The sequence below is a fragment of the Atopobacter sp. AH10 genome (assembly GCF_003664595.1).
Classification (GTDB): Bacteria; Bacillota; Bacilli; order Lactobacillales; family Aerococcaceae; genus Atopobacter.
The window spans coordinates 96,646-115,202 of sequence record NZ_QXPZ01000001.1 but is presented as its reverse complement, the minus strand read 5'-3'; the positions used below and the strand labels follow the sequence as shown (position 1 = coordinate 115,202).

The following is an 18,557-nucleotide window of genomic DNA, read 5'->3' as shown; positions in this document are numbered from 1 at the left end:
GGGGTGATCCCGTTGAGACGGCGGTCGCTACTGTTCGAGCGAGCTTTTACCCGCACACGCGGGGGTGATCCCTTTATTTGTCAAGTTTTTTTAGAATAATCGTACTTTTACCCGCACACGCGGGGGTGATCCCTCCTTAGCAATGTAAAAATAGGAAGCATCTGCCTTTTACCCGCACACGCGGGGGTGACGTGAGATTCATTTTCTTTACCTCCTTTTTCGTGGCCTTTTACCCGCACACGCGGGGGTGACCCCGGATGACAATCGTTCGTCCTCGGTCAAGTCTGACTTTTATCTTACATTCTGCATATTTTATGGGCTACTAAAATTTGAATACCATAATATCTGGCTTAAAAGGATCTTTCTCAACAATCTATTCAAATGCTAACAATTGCAAGCAAAAGCGAACATAATTAAGAAAAAGGAGGAGATACTATGGCAAAGACATCCGCTGTTTATGCAAGAATAGATAGTAATCTCAAGGATAATGCTGAGAGCATTCTGTCTCAGCTTGGCATTTCTCCATCCAGTGCAATTCAGATGCTTTATAGCCAGATTGTATTGAAGAGGGGTATGCCATTTGAATTGAAACTACCTTCTTCTAATCCATTAGCTGTTGGGGCAATGACAAGAGAACAGCTTGATATAGAACTCCAAAAGGGTGTTGATTCCATCAAAGCAGGAAAGGTATATTCTGCAGATGAAGTTGATGCGGAACTTGCAAAGGAGTTTGGCATATGATAGATAGCTATAAGGTTAGCTATTCTGTAGATGAACTTGATGACTTACGTGAGATCTATTCATACATTGCCAAGAACTCCTTGTTCCGGAAACTGCTAGCGCTCATCTGGGGCGTATTCGAAAAGAAGTTCGTTCATTGGATTTCATGCCAGCTCGCTATGTGTTAGTCGAATAGAAATAAAAATATCGTAAACGATATTTTATGTCAGCCCCATTTATTAAGCACGAAGAGCGCAGATAGATGGATGGCTGCCCTTCTGCAGGGAATAAAAAATGATGAGACGAATAGGAGCATCTTTTTTATGAGTCGCTGAATGGGAACCTTGGCATTCGATGAAAATGCATCAGCTTCCGCTAGATAACTTTATTGTGTATTATCTGCTTGATGATGACGAAAGGACTGTTACAGTAGCTCGAATTTTCAACGGTGGACGTGATATTGAAGGGATCATAAATTCAAATAAATAAACAGTAATGGAGCTTTTGTTATAAAAACAAGGGATCCATTTTTATATGAAGAAACTCCCTCTTTCATCGTAGATAGAAGTAGCGTTATTGCTTTTACTAAAACAAGATCAGATGCAATAAAGCAAAATCTACGGCACGAGAGTTGTATAAAGCGATACCACTTACTGAAATCTACAATTTATTTATAAGAAATTTCCTAGCTTTAATGAGAAAGTAGATGGATTTAAAGAGAGTTCATTCAGAATTGATTGGCTTATTTGTGTCTTTCTTACGAAAAGAGCAATAATCGATGAGAAACAGAAAACGCTTCTCATTTACATGAAGAAAGATGGCAGTAAGTCACATTTTCCTAATGCTTAACCGCTTTTTTGAAAGAATTTTAGATGTTAGAATGAAACCACAAAAAAGAAAGGGGTTACAATCATGGAAAAAGAACTACTCGAACGTTTTATTCGCTATGCTAAGATCGAAACAAGATCTGATCCTAATAGTGAAACGATTCCTTCCACCCCAACCCAAACCGCATTTTTGGAAAAGTTAGGGGAAGAGCTGAAGGCATTAGGTTTAGAAGAGGTAGCATTAGATCCTTTTAGTAAACATCTGACTGCTACTTTGCCTGCGACATGTGATAAAAATGTACCAGTTATTGGCTTTATTGCGCATGTGGACACAGCTGATTTTAATGCCCATAATGTTTCACCTCAAATTCATGAAAATTATGATGGAGAGGCCATTGTATTAAATGAAGAAGAACACATTGTCTTGGATCCTAAAGAATTTCCTCATTTGAAAAATTATGTGGGTCAAACGTTGATCACGACAGATGGAACGACCTTGCTAGGATCCGATGATAAATCTGGGGTCACTGAAATTGTGACAGCTATGCATTATTTATTAGATCATCCAGAAATCAAACACGGTAAAATTCGTATTGCCTTTACTCCTGATGAGGAAATTGGGGCAGGAGCAGAAAACTTTAATGTAGAGGCTTTTGGCGCAGAATTTGCCTATACGATGGATGGAGGTCCACTTGGCGAATTACAATATGAAAGCTTTAATGCTGCAGAAGCTAAGATAAAGATCAAGGGGAAGAATGTGCATCCTGGTTCAGCTAAAGACATTATGGTCAATGCCATGGAAGTGGGGATAGCTTTCCATAGCAAGTTGCCTCAAATGGATCTGCCTCAACTAACAGATGGACGGCATGGTTTTAGTCACTTGATTCACTTTAATGGGACGGTTGAAGAAGCTGAAATGATCTATATTATTCGTGACCACGATCGTACCCTCTTTGAAGCCAAGAAAGATTATTTCCAACGTTTAGCGGATCACATGAACAAAGAATTCAAAGAAGAACGCATTTTCTTGACCTTAAGAGACGAATACTACAATATGGCTGAAGTCATTGAAAAAGACAAACGGTCGATTGAAATTGCTCAAGAAGCTATGGAAGATTTAGGCATTACCCCAGTGATTGAACCTATTCGTGGGGGGACTGACGGCTCTGTTATTTCCTTTATGGGCTTACCAACGCCAAATATTTTCGCTGGAGGAGAAAATTTCCATGGGCGTTACGAATTTGTTTCACTAGAAGCTATGAAGAAGGCAACAGATTTCATTTTGCATATCGTTGAATTAGTAGCAAAGTAAATAGCGAGAAGGAGTGGAAGTTAATGGAAGTGACTGAAAGTAAGCTGCACAAGCCGAAAAAATCAGGAAAGAAAAAATTCACTATGCCGTCGTCCTTTACGGTTCTCTTCATATTGATTATTCTTTTAGCTATTTGTACTTGGTTTATACCAGCGGGTCAATATGATGTGAATGATGCAGGGCGTTATATTGCAGGAACTTACCACCAAGTAAAGGCAAATCCTCAAAGTGTTTATGATGTATTGATGGCGCCTATGTATGGGATGGTTGGGAATAAACTAACATCTGGTGCCATAGAAGTCGCCTATTTTATCCTAGTGATCGGTGGATTTTTGGGAGTGGTGAACAAGACAGGCGCCTTGGATGCAGGGATTGCTTCCGTCATTAAGAATAATAAGGGGAAGGAAAAGATCCTCATTCCTCTATTAATGATCCTCTTTGCTTTAGGGGGATCAACTTATGGGATGGCTGAAGAAACAATGGCCTTTTATCCGCTATTGATTCCAGTCATGATTAGTGTGGGTTTTGACTCTGTTACAGCAGTTTCCATTATTTTAGTGGGGACACAAGTGGGTTGCTTGGCTTCGACAGTTAATCCTTTTGCTACAGGGGTAGCTTCTGATACAGCAGGGATTTCTATCGGTGAAGGGCTCTTTTGGCGACTCGTCTTCTTAGTGGTTATGACTGGTGTATCTATTTTCTATACCTATCGTTATGCATCAAAAGTGGAAAAAGATCCGAAAAATTCTCTAGTGTATGACCATTTTGAAGAGGACAAGGCCTACTTTAAAGTTCGTGAAACTGGTGGTGAATTGACCAAGAAGCAACGTCGAGTACTGACGATTTTTATGTCGTCTTTTGCCTTAATGGTCATTAGTTTGATTCCTTGGGGTAAATTCAACATTCATATTTTTGAACAATTGAATGAATTCCTGAAGGGACTACCAGGTTTAAACATTTTGTTTAAAGATGCCAGTCCTTTAGGGGAATGGTACTTCCTAGAAATTACTATGCTTTTTATGGCGGTCTCTATTTTGATTGCGATTGTTTATGGAATGTCTGAAAAAGATTATATCGACTCCTTCATGAATGGGGCTGTTGATATGATCAGTGTAGCCTTGATTTGCGGTGTTTCTCGTGGGATTCAAGTCATAATGAATGATGGGTTGATTACGGCTACTGTTCTCCATTGGGGGGAATTGGGCTTAAGAGGTCTTCCACCACAACTCTTTATCTTGTTGACTTACATTTTCTACTTGCCAATGGCTTTTCTTATTCCAGGGACATCTAGTTTGGCAGGGGCTACTATGGGACTTTTAGCTCCACTTGGTGAATTTGTAGGGGTTAAAGCACATTTGGTGATCACAGCTTTCCAAGCAGCTTCTGGTGTATTAAATCTTCTGACGCCAACATCAGGAGTTATTATGGGAGCTTTAGCCATTTCGCACATTTCCTTAGCAGCATGGTGGAAATTTGTTTGGAAATTGTCGGCGATAATCATTATTCTTAGCGGTGCAATTTTAGTCTTGGCCTCTTGTTTTTAAATGATTGTTATTCGATCGATTAATCGAAAGACTTTTCTTGACGTCTTCCCTTAAAAGGGTGGAACAAGTGATTGATCGAGAACTAAGTCTATCCATCCAATAGAAAAGACCCTCACTTGCCAATTGGTGAGGGTCTTTTCGTCATGCGGGTGCAGAAAAGCAGCTCGAGCGTCCACTTCAGCTTTATCCAAGGAGTGTGGTTCACTCGCTTGAGAAAAGCTTCCAGTGATCTCGAGCTAAACGCTTTTCTTTACACATGATAGTTAGGTGTAGAAAAGCAGCTCGAGCGTCCACTTCAGCTTTCTCCAAGGAGTGTGGCTCACTCGCTTGTGAAAAAGCTTCCAGTGGTCTCGAGCTAAACGCTTTTCTTTACACATGATAGTTAGGTGTAGAAAAGCAGCTCGAGCGTCCACTTCAGCTTTATCCAAGGAGTGTGGTTCACTCTCTTAGAAAAGCTTCCAGTGGTCTCGAGCTAAACGCTTTTCTTTACACATTAGTGAGCTTTGCGGCGGCTGCTTTGTCAACAATTACTGTGACATCTGGGTGGTTTTGCAAAATAGTTGCAGGAATGTCAGTGCTTGCTTGGTCGTTGAAGAGGGAGTAGATAGCATCTTGCTTTGCTTCACCGAAAGCCATCAAAATGATGGATTTAGCAGACATAATCGAAGCAAGACCCATGGTGTAAGCGTAGCGTGGGACGTCTTCTTCTTTTTCAAAGAAACGTTTGTTAGCTTGGATAGTAGATTCTGTTAAGCTAACTTTATGTGTCCGGCTGTCAAAAGCTGTTCCAGGTTCGTTGAAAGCAATATGTCCATTGTTACCTATACCTAAAATTTGTAAATCGATAGGGTGAGCAGCAAGAATTTCTTCATAGCTACTAGGATCATCCGATAAACCATCTGGAAGATAGGAAGCTTTAAAAGGCTTATCATCGAAGAGGTGTTTTTTCATAAAGTAGTGGTAACTTTGTGGATTATCTGGAGCTAGGCCAACATATTCGTCTAAGTTAACGGAAACACAGTCAGAAAAATCTACATCACTTTCTCTTAAGAGTTGATAGACGCCTTCTGGAGTTGAACCTGTAGCTAATCCAAATACCTTAGCTCCAGAGTTTTTGGCGGCGATAATTTGTTCAAAAGCTTTTTTTGATCCTTCTGCTTTGTTGGATACGATAATTAATTCCATGATTTCTCCTCCTTTAGTCTTTTCATCCTTATTCTATAGGACTTCTTGATCAAAATGCAATCTGGTGAAGTCTTTTTATGAAAAAGAACCGCAAGAGAGCATGTTTTGCTAAAATACGGTGATATCAATAAATGAGAGGGCTTTTTTTTATGTGAAATGGTTTATCTAGGATGCTGAGAAGGATTTAAAGGCAAAAATAGAATATTTTAATGAGGTCGAATGGGGGAAGTAGAATTTCTAGGTCATAGAAGGTGTGTAGAAAAAACGATGATTTAGCGTAACTTTTATAAGCGGTAGGGTCAAGAAAGAGGAGGAGAAAAAAGAATTAAATCAAGCTAATTAAGTTGATAGATCAAGTTTTTTAAGGCTATACAAGTGGAAGAATCTGGGTAAATATGGTACGATTGCATAAGTGAAGCATGGAGGAGGTTCATAGCGATGATAGGTATTGTTGTAACTGGGCATGGTAATTTTCCATCCGGTCTGGCCCAAGCAACCGAGATGATTGCTGGATCCCAAAAAGCTTTTGAAGTGGTCGGTTTACAGGAAAGGGAGTCTTTAGAATCCTTAGAGAGTCGTCTTAATGAGGCGGTCAAGGGAGTTTGCGGAAGTGATGGCTGTGTAATTTTTGCTGATTTGATGGGTGGAAGTCCATCGAAAGAAGCCTTAGATATTGCCGCAAATAACGACAATATTGAAGTGGTTGTGGGGGTCAATTTACCTATTTTGATAGAGGCTACTCTTGCTAGGCAATTCATGAATAGTCCCCAAGAATTGGCCAAATTAGCCATACAATCTGGTCAAGCTGCGATAGCTTATATGAAAGAAATCATCAATAGGCAATCTCCAGCAGCTTTTTCTCTTGCTGATGATTAGGAGGCTCATTTTTCCGCTCATGTGACAGGTCAATTGAGAGACCAGCATGAGCGGTCGTTTTTCTAAAGGGAGAGCTAGCTGACTCTTCTACTAAAGAGGTTATTCTTTTCGGAGCTTGTTAAAGGGAATTCTTTCTACTAAAGAGGTTATTCTTTTTTAAGCTTGTTAAAGGGAATTCTTTCGTCTTTTAGCAATTGAAGCAAGAGCAAAGAATAGGTATGATAAGAAAAGCAATTTCCTTGTTCATCAAAAATTAATGCATAGGGGACATATTTTTCAGTGAGGAGGTGACGGATTGGCATCAATGTATTTTCCTGTTTTTTTGAAAAAAAGTGATGAAAGTAGATTGTTAGAGGGACTTTTACGGATTATTGGAGAAGTATCTGCTTTCCCTTTGGCAATTGAGATGAAAGACGAAAAATTTTTCAGAGAAATGCCTGAAGATGGGGCTTATGTGGAACGAGCGGATAAAATTTTTATCAAGCGAAGCGAGGAAAAGCGTGCCAATAAACTCCCAAATAGAGATCAGGCTATCCAACGATTTTTAGAGAATTTTAAGCCCTTATGTGCCAAAGAAGTTCATATCATTGGTAGAAGCTTTTTAGCGGAGGCCTTTGTTCGCGATTGTTGTGAGCAGAATGTCCGTCATTGCCATGTTTATCGGGAAGATTATCGGAGTAAAAAACATCCTAATGATCAAGTCCTTTATCAAGATATTAGTGAATTGAAGCCTAAAGTAGGAGACTTGTGCTTGTTTGTGGATAAGGCTGGATATAAGTCTTGGCAGTTGAATAAGCTTTTAGGTAAGGGTGAAAATGCTCTAGTAACCGCAAGTATTGCCCATTATCGGGAAGATTCTTTTCTTGGGGAATCTTTAAAAGCTGAACGTTTAGAGTGGCTAATGAATTTGTTGATTCCTCTATTAGAAGATTTGAAGAAAAAAAGAATGGTCAAGCCACTTAGAGACAAAATTTATGCGGAATTGCGGGAAATAGATTTAACATCCGCTCCAATTTTCTTAATTGGTTTACCTGCTGTTGGGAAGTCTTCTGTGGGGCAGGCTTTAGCGAAATTCTTAAATTATGGCTATTATGATTTAGATAAGGCTATGATGGCGAAAACAGGCCTATCCATTACGGAACTTTATGATCAAGATGAGAAGGCCTACAGGGATTTAGAGGCCAAGCTCCTTCAACAATTAGGGCAAAGGCGTAGAGCTATTATTTCGACTGGGAATGGCGCTATTTTGAGGCCGGAAAGTCGTGATTATTTGTTGGATAAATTCGTCGTTCATTTGGATCGCCCGCAAGAATGGTTGGATGAAGGAGTAAGTACACGTAATCGGCCACTTTTGCGTGGGAATCCTGGTTTAGTGAAACATTTGAGGAAGGAAAGGCACTTCTATTACCATTCGGTCAGCAATTGTCGTGTGGTAAATTATCACCGCATCAAAACAGCCAAACTTCTTCAAGAATTGATTCAGCAGCGGCAAAAATTACAAGCTTTGATTCATAGGGAAATTTCCCGTCTGAGTCGATAATAGCTGAATACATAGTTGCTAGATGGGTCTAGTAACCATTTAAGAAAGCAATTAGTCTTTTCTGAGTCGATGATAGTTGGATCAATGAGATGCTAGATAAAGCGAGAAACGATTAAAGGAAGCAATTAGTCTTTTCTGATGGGGTGCTTTTAAGTGAGCTAGTTTAGAATACTCACTTATAAGGCTCGATGGGGTCAGTTATAGTAGACTAGTTGCTTTATTTTTTTGATCAATTTCTTCTTGATCAATAGTTAAAGTCCTAATGCTTTCTAAGCTCTTGGTTGGAGAAGCAGGCTTGTCTGTGCTAGGATAAAAGTAAATTGACGGATGTTTTCATTGGATTATTAGGAGTAGGCTGTCTATAGTAGGATAAAAGGGCAGTTTAGAGAGAAGCATCTTGAGAAGATTAGGCTCCTTGCGTTAGAAGCTAAAGTAGAAATGTGAGGGCTAGATGAATGAAAAAAGGGGGGATGAGATGCCAGTTTATCTAAATAAAGAGTGGATGAATAATCAATTGGCTGTGTTACCTGAAAAGCCAGGTTGCTATATTATGCGTAATGAAGCTGATGAAATTATTTATATTGGGAAAGCCAAGAATCTAAAAAATAGAGTGCGTTCTTATTTCAGATCGCAACATACAGGTAAAACAGAACGTTTAGTGAAAGAAATTCATCATTTTTCGACCATTGTGACGCAGTCGGATAAAGAAGCTTTTTTATTGGAAATTTCTTTGATTCAACAGTACAAGCCTCGCTACAATATTCGTTTGAAGGATAGCTCCATGTATCCTTATCTAAAAATTACCAAGGAAAGGGATCCCCAATTATTCATCACTAGTCATGTGGAAAAAGATGGGGGGCTCTATTTTGGACCTTATCCAAATGTTTATGCGGCAAGTGATACTCTCCAATTTATCCAAAAGATTTACCCCCTTAGACGTTGTGGAAAGAATGAAACGAGGGCTTGCTTTTATTACCATCTGGGTCAATGTATTGGCTGTTGCGATCATGAGATCCCAGAAGAAGTTTATGCCGATAGGATTCGTAAAATTTCAGATTTTTTAAATGGCCAAACGGGTGAAATTAAGGCCTTGTTGATCGAAAAGATGGAAGAGGCTTCAGCAGAAATGAATTTTGAAAAGGCGGCAGAATATAGGGATCAAATCCGCCATATTGATGCTACTGTGGAACGGCAAGATATCCTGTCCCTTGATTATACCAATAGGGATGTTTTCCACTATGTCATTAAGCGGGGATATATGGCGGTTCAAGTCTTTCTTTTACGTCAATCAACTATTATTAAGCAAGAAGCGGCGATTTTCCCGATTTATGATACAGCTGAGGAAGAATTTTTGTCATTTATCCTGATGTTTTATCAAGATGATCAGCATATTTTACCTAAAGAGATTCTTTTACCTGAAGAGATTGATCCAAGTATTATAAAGGAGAGTTTATCTGTGGCGGTGGCTCAACCTAAACGTGGGAAGAAAAAGCGTCTAATGTCTTTAGCCGAGCAAAATGCAAGAATTGCTCTGGATCAACGGCTAACGATAGAGGATAAACGATATGAAAAAACATCGAAGGCTAGTGAGGATTTGGCTAAGGCTTTGGGAATTCCATCAGCTCATCTTATAGAGTCCTTTGACCACTCCCATATTCAGGGGGTTTATCCTGTGAGTGGTATGGTCGTTTACAAAGATGGGAAAGCTGATAAATCACAATATAGAAAATTTCATCTTAAAACGGTTGTGGGAGCCAATGAGTTTGAATCGACTAGAGAAGTCATTCGACGCCGTTATGGAAGATTGTTAAAGGAAGGGAAACGACTACCTGATTTGATCTTAATGGATGGAGGAATTATTGAAATTCGAGCAGCACTGGATGTTTTAGAAAATGAGTTGGGCTTGGACATTCCAGTGGCTGGAATGGTGAAAAATGATAAACACCAAACTGCTTCTTTAATTCTGGGGGAAGAAGGGCGACCGATCCCTCTTCAAACGTCTGATCCTGCCTTCCAGCTCTTGCAACGGATTCAGGATGAAGTGCATCGCTATGCTATCACTTTCCATCGTAAGACAAGGGATAGGGGGAGTTTAACCAGCCAAATTTTATCGATTGAAGGGGTAGGCAAGAAGACACAAATGAAACTATACCGGGAGTTCAAATCCATAGAGAAAATGGAAGAAGCTAGTGTAGAAGATTTTTGCCAATTAGGGATCCCAACTAAAGTAGCCCAACGTTTAAAAGAGTACTTTTCTTTGAAAAAAGCTAACCGTCAATTGAAAAAGATGACGAGTGAAGAGGAGTAAAGGGAGAATAGTTTTTTATGTCTTAGAAGGCAAAGGATTTATGGCATTAAAGCTTTTGTTAAAGTTAGCAATGGACTAAAAGATGAGATGATGGATGTTTGCAAACTGATGATGAATAATGAAAGGACTTTGAGGGCTCATTCAAGGTCCTTTTTATGCTTTAGGGGTGATATGTCTTGCTTCAATAGGGGCAGATAAGCGGAAGGCTGAAAAAGCTTGGCAGAAGCTAGGTCTTTATTAAAGACGAGATAGAAAGGCAAAAGCTGGGGAATGAAATAAAATTTTAATTGGTAATTTTGCTAAAATAAGGAGAGTTTGCCCGCTAGAAATAAAGAACTTTTTAATGAGGTATTTCTTTACCTATTCTAGAAATAATAAGAAAGCTTGATGTTATAAGCTAAAAAGTCTAACAGATTAATAAGAACAATAGGATTAATTCTCATATGGAAACTCTCTATATGGTCTATAAATTAAAGAAAATTGTAAGCGGTTAGAATTGATCTTTATGTGAGATTGCGCTTACATTTCTTTTGTGATAATCTTTAAGTGTCGTTAAAAATATTGCATAAGTATTAAACGGAGGCGACATGAATGAAAAAGGGATGGAAACTTGCGGTACCACTACTAGCATCTGTGACGTTATTAGCTTCTTGCGGTAATAATGGAAATAATTCAAATAAGAGTTCGTCAAATAAAGCAAGTACTACTAACGAGATGGTCAAAGTCAAAGATACCATTGAAAGAAAAGGAAAAGAAATTAAGGGTGGAACTTTAAAATATGCGATTGTTTCTGATTCTCCAATAAAAGGGATTTTGTGTCCTTCTCTATATCAAGATGGGACAGATGCAGACGTTTTACAATTCATGGAAGGGGAGTTGTTTACGAAGGGGGATGACCTTCACTGGACGAATGATGGGTTTGCTAAACAATATATTGATCCTGAAACGAAGACGGTTAAGGTAACTTTCCCTAAAGATGCAAAATGGAGCGATGGGAAACCAATGACCATCGATGACTATATCTTTACCCATGAATTTATTGCAAATAAGGATTATCCTGGTGTACGTTACCCTTCCTATGTTGGAGCAATTGAAGGGGCTGAAGAATATCACCAAGGAAAATCAGATCATATCTCCGGTATTGAAAAAGTGGATGATCAAACCGTCATTTTGCACTATAAAGAAATGACACCATCTATTAAGATTGCAGGTGGTTCACTTTTAGGTCAATGTATTCCTAAACATATTTTTGAAAAAATTCCAATGGATAAAGTGATGGAAAGCGATGCTGCTCGGAAGAATCCAGTCGGTTTTGGCCCATATAAGTTGGAATCGATGATCCCAGGGGAATCTTTTACTTTTGTGAGAAATGAATACTACTATGCTGGCAAGCCAACCTTAAATAAAGTGATCGCCGAAGTGGTTTCTTCTAAGAATATTGTTTCTGAAATGGAAAATGGGAACTATGATATAGCAGGGATGCCATCGGATAAATTTGATTCTTATCAAAATGCTAAGGCCTTTGATATTCTAGGGACTAAATCACAAGCTTGGAACTATATAGCCTTCAAGTTTGGGAAATGGGATAAAGATAAAGGCGAAGTGGCTCCTGATCCTGATGCTAAGATGAACAACAAGAGCTTACGTCAAGCTATGGCGATGGCTGTTGATAATGACTTGATTGCAGCTAAGTTCTATAAAGGAACTCGTACAGGTGGTAATTCCTTAATTCCGCCTTTCTTTGCAGAAAACAATGGGCAAGAACCTATTAAATTTGATCCAGAAGGGGCTAAGAAACTTTTAGATCAAGCTGGTTATAAAGATAAAGACGGAGATGGCTTCCGTGAAGATCCTAATGGGAAGAAATTGGTTATTCACTATGCAACCATGGCTGGTGGTGAAAATGATCAAACCTTATCTTTGGCTTATATAAAATGGTGGAATGAGATTGGTTTGGATGTGAAGTTGACTTCTGGACGTCCAATTGAATTGAATTCCTTCTACGATAAAGTAGAACATGACGATAAGGATATTGATCTATATGCAGCTGCTTGGGGCTCTGGGAATGACCCTGATCCTACTGGCTTCTGGGGACGTAGGAGTCAATTTAATATGTCTCGTTATGCCTCAGAAGAAAATGATCGCTTGCTAGCAGATATTTCTTCTCAAGCCTCTTTCGATGATAAACACCGGATGGAAGCTTTTGATAAATGGCAACGCTTTACCAAAGACGAATGCTATGCTTTCCCAACTGCCTATAAGATTTCTCTTACTGCAGTCAACAAACGGATCAAATACTTTGATGTGAAGAAGGATAACTATCCAGACAAGGGGTCATGGGAAAATATTACTTTCGTTCAAAAAGATCGGGTTAAATAAATCGTTTGCCCATCCATCTCATCAGTTAGTCGTCCAATCTTTTGGAGTCACAACTAATCAGTTGTGGCTCTTTTTTTGACTGGATAAGTAGCTTATCGACAGGGATGTTTCCTTTTTTGAGTGGATAAGTAGCTTGCTACAGGGATTTGTTCTCTATTTGACTGGATAAGTAGCTTACCGACAGGGATTTGTTCCCTATTTGAGTGGATAAGTAGCTTTCTACAGGGATTTTTTCCTCAGTAGTTTCCTAATGCGGAATGCTATAGGCAGCTTCTGGCCTATTTTATTGACGTAAGGGGCTAAAATTAGCTAAAAAACTTCTATAATCAGTAAGTGTATTTTAATCTGTTTTAATGATAAATTCATGAGAAATAAGAAGTTAATGAGTAATCAAATAAATACATACGATAAGATTGCGCTTACATTCTAATTGTGGTAACATTTTATGTAGTTAAAAAAGTCACACAAATGGTAAATGGAGGCGTGTTAAATGAAAAAAGGATGGAAGTATTCTTTGCCAATATTAGCGTCTGTAGCATTGCTGACGGCTTGCGGTAATGGTGGTAATAAAACGGATAGTAAATCTGCCGGAAAAACTCCTAGCCAAAACAAGCTAATCGAATTTAAAGATACAGTAGAAAGAAAGGGGAAAGAAATTAAGGGCGGAACTTTAAAATATGCTGTTGTGACTGACTCGCCAATTAAAGGGGTTTTGAATCCAGCTCTTTATACAGATGGGTTGGACGCAGAGGTGCTCCAATTCTTAGATGGGGATCTCTTTACTAAGGGTGAAGATTTGCGTTGGACGAATGATGGTTTTGCTAAGCAAGAAATCGATCCAAAGACAAAGACCGTAAAAGTGACTTTCCCTAAAGGAGCTAAATGGTCTGATGGTAAGCCGATGACTATTGACGATTATATTTTCACTCACGAATTCATTGCCAATAAGAACTATCCAGGGGTTCGCTATCCATTCTATGTGGGATCTATAGAAGGGGCGGAAGAATATCACGTGGGTAAAGCCGACCATATTTCTGGTATTGAAAAAGTTGATGATCAGACGGTTATCCTCCACTATAAAGAAATGACTCCTTCCATTAAAATTGCTGGGGGAACGCTTTTGGCCATGTGTATTCCTAAACACGTTTTTGAAAATATTCCAATGGATAAGGTTATGGAATGCGACCAAGTACGGAAAAATCCAGTTAGCTTTGGCCCATACAAATTAGTTTCCATGATCCCAGGTGAATCTTTCACTTTTGAACCAAATGAATATTTCTACGAAGGGAAACCTACTTTGAAGAAGGTTATTGCAGAAGTTGTTTCCTCTAATAATATCGTTTCAGAAATGGAAAATGGGAACTATGATATTGGGGCTATGCCAGCCGATAAGTTCGATTCTTATTCTAAATCACCTGCCTTTGATATTTTAGGTGGGAAGTCCTTTGGCTGGAACTATACAGCCTTTAAGTTTGGTAAATGGGATAAAGCCAAGGGTGAAGTGGCTCCAGATCCTAATGCTAAGATGAATAACAAGAGCTTACGTCAAGCTATGGCGATGGCTGTTGATAACGACTTGATTGCGGCTAAGTTCTATAAAGGAACTCGTACAGGTGGTAATTCCTTGATTCCACCAGTATTCGCTGAAAATAACGGACAAGATCCAATCAAGTTTGATCCAGCAGCTGCTAAGAAATTGTTGGACAAAGCAGGTTATAAAGACAAAGATGGTGACGGCTTCCGTGAAGATCCAAATGGTAAGAAGTTAGTCATTAATTATGCGACCATGGCAGGCGGGCAAAATGACCAAACAATGGCTTTGGCCTACATTAAATGGTGGAATGAAATCGGCTTGGATGTGAAATTAACCACTGGACGGCCAATCGAATTCAACTCCTTCTACGATAAGGTCGAACATGATGATCCGGAAATTGATGTCTATGCCGCCGCTTGGAACTCGGGGAATGATCCTGACCCACAAGAATTCTGGGGACGTAAGAACCAATTCAATATGGCACGTTATGCTTCTGAAGAAAACGACAAGTTGATTGCGGATATTTCTTCTGAAAAAGCCTTTGATGATAAATTCCGGATGGAAGCTTATGACAAGTGGCAACGTTTTGCTAAGGAAGAATGTTTTGCTTTCCCAACAGCTAACAAGATGTCTATTCTTGCTGTGAACAAACGGGTGAAATACTTTGATGTGAAACATGATAACTTCCCAGACAAAGGCTCATGGCAAAATATTACTTTTGTTCAAAAAGAACGGGTGAAATAAGCTGAATGCTGACTCGTAAGTTGAGTTTCCTTTAGCTAGTTGGATAAAAAAATAAGCCACGGTTTGGCGCCTTAGCTAGCTTGAAATAGCTAATAGCGCCTTGCTGTGGCTTTTTTGTCGTAACTTAAGTATAGAGCCTTTTTTTGTATGGTCTAGTCATAACTTTTCCAAATAACTAAAATAAATTATATTGCCTGCTCTCAATAGCGTTTAAACTATGATAGAATAAACTTGTAAGGGGCACTGGATTCATACTGCTTAAACTTCTGCTATAGAAAGCTAATAAATATTTTTAAGAAGTTGGGAATTTATGCCTGCTTAGGCCATAAATAGGAGGGCGGAGTCTGGTTGACCAGTGATGTAACAAGAATCGTTATTTTTTTCTAAAGTGCTTGCTTTAGAAGTAAGAGATAGATAAGGGATAATGGAAGGGGAGATGAGGAAAATGGAGAAGAAACTAACTTGTTTGTGGAGCAAAAAATGCATTATTTTATTGATAGCTTTTGTGGGCTTTTTACTGATGCCTCAAACGATTAGAGCTAAGTCGTCTGAAGCAGGTGAAAAGATTGTGTTCCAATGTCAAGGGATGAATATTCCAACGGTTATTGAAGTCTCTCCAAGTTCAAAAGAAATTAGCTTGAGGTCTAGTAATGGTGGGAAGGCTGTTTATGCCTATAGTGTTCAAAAAATTCCATCTACAAGTGTGCCGGTATGGATTGCAGGAAGCGAGGGGCAAATGCAAGCGTCTATTCAGCTGACTATTCTTGATCATCTAGATGGGAGAGAGATTGAGGATATTAAATCGGGGGAAACTCGCTTTTATATAGGGCAAAGTGGTGATGGAAAGACGGGCTTAGCTACTTTGAATTTTGCTGGGAATGTTGAGCCTGGTCAAGAGCATATTGATCTGTTCTATGATTTAACGAGTGGGTCTATTCAAGACCTTTCATTAGAACCAGTAGCTAAGGCCGAAGACAAAGAACAAGATAGCAAGACAAATACAAGAACTGATCAAAAGGAAGAGAGTAAATCCAAAACTATCAGTTCTGAGCCTGCTAAACAAAGTAAAACTAGTCCAGAGCAAGAAAAAGAAAAGAAGAAAAAAGGTTTTATTCCATCTAGTGGAGAACGCTTGCTACCCTATGCCAAAATGTTAGGGGGATGTTTAGTCTTGCTTGGTATAGCGTTAGCCTTGAAAAATCGTAACAAGCGCTAAAGGGAATCTTATGTTTAATAGGTCGAAAGTAAAAAAAGGAGAGTTAGCCTAAGCTAGCTCTTTTTTTATTAAGAGGAAAATCGGTCAGGTATTTTAAGAAAGATAGGAGAAAAATAAAGTTGAAAAGTTCAAGTTTTTATAGCTAGTATCCTATACTATGTGTCTATATAATAGAAATGTAAACGATTTAAATAATTTCACTATGTTCAAATTTGATTAATGATACAGTGATCGCTTTATTGGATGATAAAAATAAAAGTATAAAATAGTTTGAAATATCATGGTTGACGTGATAAAGTATTGATTATAATTTTATTTTTTCATTCAGGAGGCGTGTTTATGAAGATGACATTTGGGAAATATCTACCTTTAGTAGCTGCGGTTACTTTATTAGCTTCTTGCGGTAATAACAAAGCAAGTGCTGCAAATAAAAAAGATGAGTCAGCTAATAAACAGATGGTCTACAAGAAAGAAGTCAAACAAAAAGGTAAGGCAATTAAAGGGGGAGAATTAAAATATGCCCTCGTTTCTGATACGCCGATTAAGGGGATTTTTAATCCATACTTGAGTGTTGTGGCATCAGATTCAGTAGTTACCTCATTTTTCTCTGAGGATTTGTTTACAGTTGACAAAACGAAGCATTTCACAAATGATGGTTTTGCTAAATTTGATGTGGATGAAAAGAACAAAGTGGTGACAGTTAAATTCCCTAAAGACGTGAAATGGTCTGATGGTAAACCGATGTCTATTGACGACTACATCTTTACGCATGAATTTATTGCGAATAAAGACTATCCTGGTGTTCGTTATCCAGCTTTTGTTGGAGATATTGAAGGGGCAGAAGAATACCATGCTGGTAAAGCAGACCATATTTCTGGGATTGAAAAAGTAGATGATCAAACAGTTAAGTTGCATTACAAGAAATTGACTCCGGCTATTAATATTCCTGGTGGGCAATTAGTTTCTGGCTGCTTGCCAAAACACGTCTACAAGGATATCCCAATGTCTAAAGTAATGGAATCTGATGCCGTTCGTAAAAATCCTGTTAGCTTCGGTCCATTTAAGATCCAAAGTGTGATTCCAGGAGAATCAGTGACTTTGGTGGCTAATGAGCATTATTATCTTGGCCGTCCAAACTTGGACAAGGTGACGGTTGATGTTGTTTCTACTAAGAATATTGTTTCTGAAATGAAAAATGGGAATTATGATATTGCTTCTATGCCTGCTGATAGCTACGATAGTTACAAAGACGCCAAGAACTTTACTGTTTTGACGGCTCCTGAATTGTCTTATAACTATATTGCCTTTAAGTTTGGGAAGTGGAATCCTGAAAAGAAGGTCAACGAAAGCAATGAACATAGCAAGATGAACAATAAAAACTTGCGTCAAGCTATGGCTTACGCTATTGATACAGATAAGATTGCTAAAAAATTCTACAATGGCACACGGGCTCAAGCGAATAGCTTAATTCCACCTGTATTTGACGAACACGATGACAAGGTAAAGCCTTATCAATACAATCCGAAGAAAGCTAAACAATTATTGGACGAAGCTGGCTACAAAGATAAAGACGGGGATGGCTTCCGTGAAGATCCAAAAGGGAAGAAACTTGTTATCAATTACTTGACGCCTGCTGGTGGTGAAAACGACCAATCTATTGCATTAGCTTTGACGCAATGGTGGGAAAAAATTGGCTTGAAAGTGAAATTGGTATCTGGTCGTCCTGTAGAATTCAATTCTTACATTGACAAACTTCGTGGGGATGATCCTCAAATTGATGTTTATGCTGGGGCTTGGGCTTTATCTGGCGATCCAGATCCATCAGATATCTATGGCCGTCATGCCGAGTTAAATGTCGCTCGCTTCACTAGCGAAGAGAATGACAAACTTTTGGCAGATATTTCTTCTGAAAAGGCTTTTGATCAAAAATATCGTAAAGAAGCCCTACAAAAATGGCAAGAATATGCGGCAGAAGAAGCTTTCGTGGTTCCAACACTCTACCGGACTGGCATTACTGCTGTGAATAATCGTATCAAGTACTTCGATGTTAACGTGGATAGCTTGCAAGATGCAGGTTCTCTGAACAATTTAGCATTTGTGTCTAAAGATCGTGTGAAATAGCATTTTAAATGAATTGCTTTCTCAAACTTGATCATTAATCGTTGAATTAAATAATGAAAGAAGTGTCACTCAGACTTGCTCGAAAAAGTTGGACAAGAATCTAACTTTATCAAGATTTCTGCTGAAGTTGACACTTCTTTTTTGCTTTTTACTCTAGTCGTCTGCATTAAATAGATAGCCATTTTCTTGAGTGCTCTAATATCCTAGTCGTTTGCATTAAATAGAGCCCCATCTTTTTGAGCTAGCCCAAT

12 protein-coding genes and 1 CRISPR repeat array (1 of these 13 running past the window's edge) are annotated in these 18,557 nt (G+C 38.8%); of the genes, 11 read left to right on the top strand and 1 reads right to left on the bottom strand.

Annotated features, from left to right (window positions below; translation table 11 throughout):
* Positions 1-254: direct repeats of the CRISPR family, unit length 28 nt; unit sequence CTTTTACCCGCACACGCGGGGGTGATCC (it extends 1,116 nt beyond the left edge of the window).
* Positions 255-435: 181 nt separating this feature from the next.
* From D3H64_RS00475 to D3H64_RS00455, 4 genes are all read left to right on the top strand, one after another.
* Positions 436-741 carry a type II toxin-antitoxin system RelB/DinJ family antitoxin gene (locus D3H64_RS00475; RefSeq protein WP_121563760.1) on the top strand — a complete coding sequence of 102 codons (306 nt, stop codon included), beginning with the start codon at positions 436-438 and terminating at the stop codon, positions 739-741.
* Complete coding sequence (locus D3H64_RS00470) at positions 738-908, top strand: hypothetical protein (RefSeq protein ID WP_233554850.1); 171 nt, start codon at positions 738-740, stop codon at positions 906-908. The genes D3H64_RS00475 and D3H64_RS00470 overlap by 4 nt, the downstream gene beginning before the upstream one ends.
* A gap of 724 nt (positions 909-1,632) precedes the next feature.
* On the top strand, positions 1,633-2,859 hold the full coding sequence (pepT, locus tag D3H64_RS00460; protein ID WP_121563758.1) for a peptidase T: 1,227 nt from the start codon (positions 1,633-1,635) through the stop codon (positions 2,857-2,859).
* Positions 2,860-2,882: 23 nt separating this feature from the next.
* Entirely contained in the window at positions 2,883-4,403 is a 1,521-nt protein-coding gene (locus D3H64_RS00455; RefSeq protein ID WP_121563756.1) for a YfcC family protein, read from the top strand.
* A 486-nt stretch (positions 4,404-4,889) separates the two neighbouring features.
* Here D3H64_RS00455 and D3H64_RS00450 read toward each other — a convergent pair whose 3' ends face one another.
* Positions 4,890-5,588, bottom strand: coding sequence for a glucosamine-6-phosphate deaminase (locus D3H64_RS00450; protein WP_121563754.1), 699 nt, complete (start codon positions 5,586-5,588; stop codon positions 4,890-4,892).
* 438 nt (positions 5,589-6,026) lie between these two features.
* Here D3H64_RS00450 and D3H64_RS00445 point away from each other — a divergent pair, with 438 nt between their 5' ends.
* The 7 genes from D3H64_RS00445 (at position 6,027) to D3H64_RS00415 (ending at position 18,306) form a co-directional block, all read left to right on the top strand.
* Positions 6,027-6,464, top strand: coding sequence for a PTS sugar transporter subunit IIA (locus D3H64_RS00445; protein WP_121563752.1), 438 nt, complete (start codon positions 6,027-6,029; stop codon positions 6,462-6,464).
* A gap of 304 nt (positions 6,465-6,768) precedes the next feature.
* Entirely contained in the window at positions 6,769-8,004 is a 1,236-nt protein-coding gene (locus tag D3H64_RS00440) for a shikimate kinase (RefSeq protein WP_121563750.1), read from the top strand.
* A gap of 475 nt (positions 8,005-8,479) precedes the next feature.
* Complete coding sequence (gene uvrC / locus D3H64_RS00435; RefSeq protein ID WP_121563748.1) at positions 8,480-10,312, top strand: excinuclease ABC subunit UvrC; 1,833 nt, start codon at positions 8,480-8,482, stop codon at positions 10,310-10,312.
* Positions 10,313-10,903: 591 nt separating this feature from the next.
* Positions 10,904-12,691 carry an oligopeptide ABC transporter substrate-binding protein gene (locus D3H64_RS00430; RefSeq protein WP_121563746.1) on the top strand — a complete coding sequence of 596 codons (1,788 nt, stop codon included), beginning with the start codon at positions 10,904-10,906 and terminating at the stop codon, positions 12,689-12,691.
* Positions 12,692-13,181: 490 nt separating this feature from the next.
* Positions 13,182-14,969 carry an oligopeptide ABC transporter substrate-binding protein gene (locus D3H64_RS00425; RefSeq protein ID WP_121563744.1) on the top strand — a complete coding sequence of 596 codons (1,788 nt, stop codon included), beginning with the start codon at positions 13,182-13,184 and terminating at the stop codon, positions 14,967-14,969.
* A 445-nt stretch (positions 14,970-15,414) separates the two neighbouring features.
* Entirely contained in the window at positions 15,415-16,185 is a 771-nt protein-coding gene (locus tag D3H64_RS00420) for a hypothetical protein (RefSeq protein ID WP_121563742.1), read from the top strand.
* A gap of 339 nt (positions 16,186-16,524) precedes the next feature.
* Entirely contained in the window at positions 16,525-18,306 is a 1,782-nt protein-coding gene (locus tag D3H64_RS00415; RefSeq protein ID WP_121563740.1) for an oligopeptide ABC transporter substrate-binding protein, read from the top strand.
* Positions 18,307-18,557: the final 251 nt, after the last annotated feature.

Bases quoted from the DNA above. Each gene is read 5' to 3' on its own strand.
- D3H64_RS00475 (WP_121563760.1), top strand. From the start codon at position 436: ATGGCAAAGACATCCGCTGTTTATGCAAGAATAGATAGTAATCTCAAG.
- D3H64_RS00470 (WP_233554850.1), top strand. From the start codon at position 738: ATGATAGATAGCTATAAGGTTAGCTATTCTGTAGATGAACTTGATGAC.
- pepT (WP_121563758.1), top strand. From the start codon at position 1,633: ATGGAAAAAGAACTACTCGAACGTTTTATTCGCTATGCTAAGATCGAA.
- D3H64_RS00455 (WP_121563756.1), top strand. From the start codon at position 2,883: ATGGAAGTGACTGAAAGTAAGCTGCACAAGCCGAAAAAATCAGGAAAG.
- D3H64_RS00450 (WP_121563754.1), bottom strand. From the start codon at position 5,588: ATGGAATTAATTATCGTATCCAACAAAGCAGAAGGATCAAAAAAAGCT.
- D3H64_RS00445 (WP_121563752.1), top strand. From the start codon at position 6,027: ATGATAGGTATTGTTGTAACTGGGCATGGTAATTTTCCATCCGGTCTG.
- D3H64_RS00440 (WP_121563750.1), top strand. From the start codon at position 6,769: ATGTATTTTCCTGTTTTTTTGAAAAAAAGTGATGAAAGTAGATTGTTA.
- uvrC (WP_121563748.1), top strand. From the start codon at position 8,480: ATGCCAGTTTATCTAAATAAAGAGTGGATGAATAATCAATTGGCTGTG.
- D3H64_RS00430 (WP_121563746.1), top strand. From the start codon at position 10,904: ATGAAAAAGGGATGGAAACTTGCGGTACCACTACTAGCATCTGTGACG.
- D3H64_RS00425 (WP_121563744.1), top strand. From the start codon at position 13,182: ATGAAAAAAGGATGGAAGTATTCTTTGCCAATATTAGCGTCTGTAGCA.
- D3H64_RS00420 (WP_121563742.1), top strand. From the start codon at position 15,415: ATGGAGAAGAAACTAACTTGTTTGTGGAGCAAAAAATGCATTATTTTA.
- D3H64_RS00415 (WP_121563740.1), top strand. From the start codon at position 16,525: ATGAAGATGACATTTGGGAAATATCTACCTTTAGTAGCTGCGGTTACT.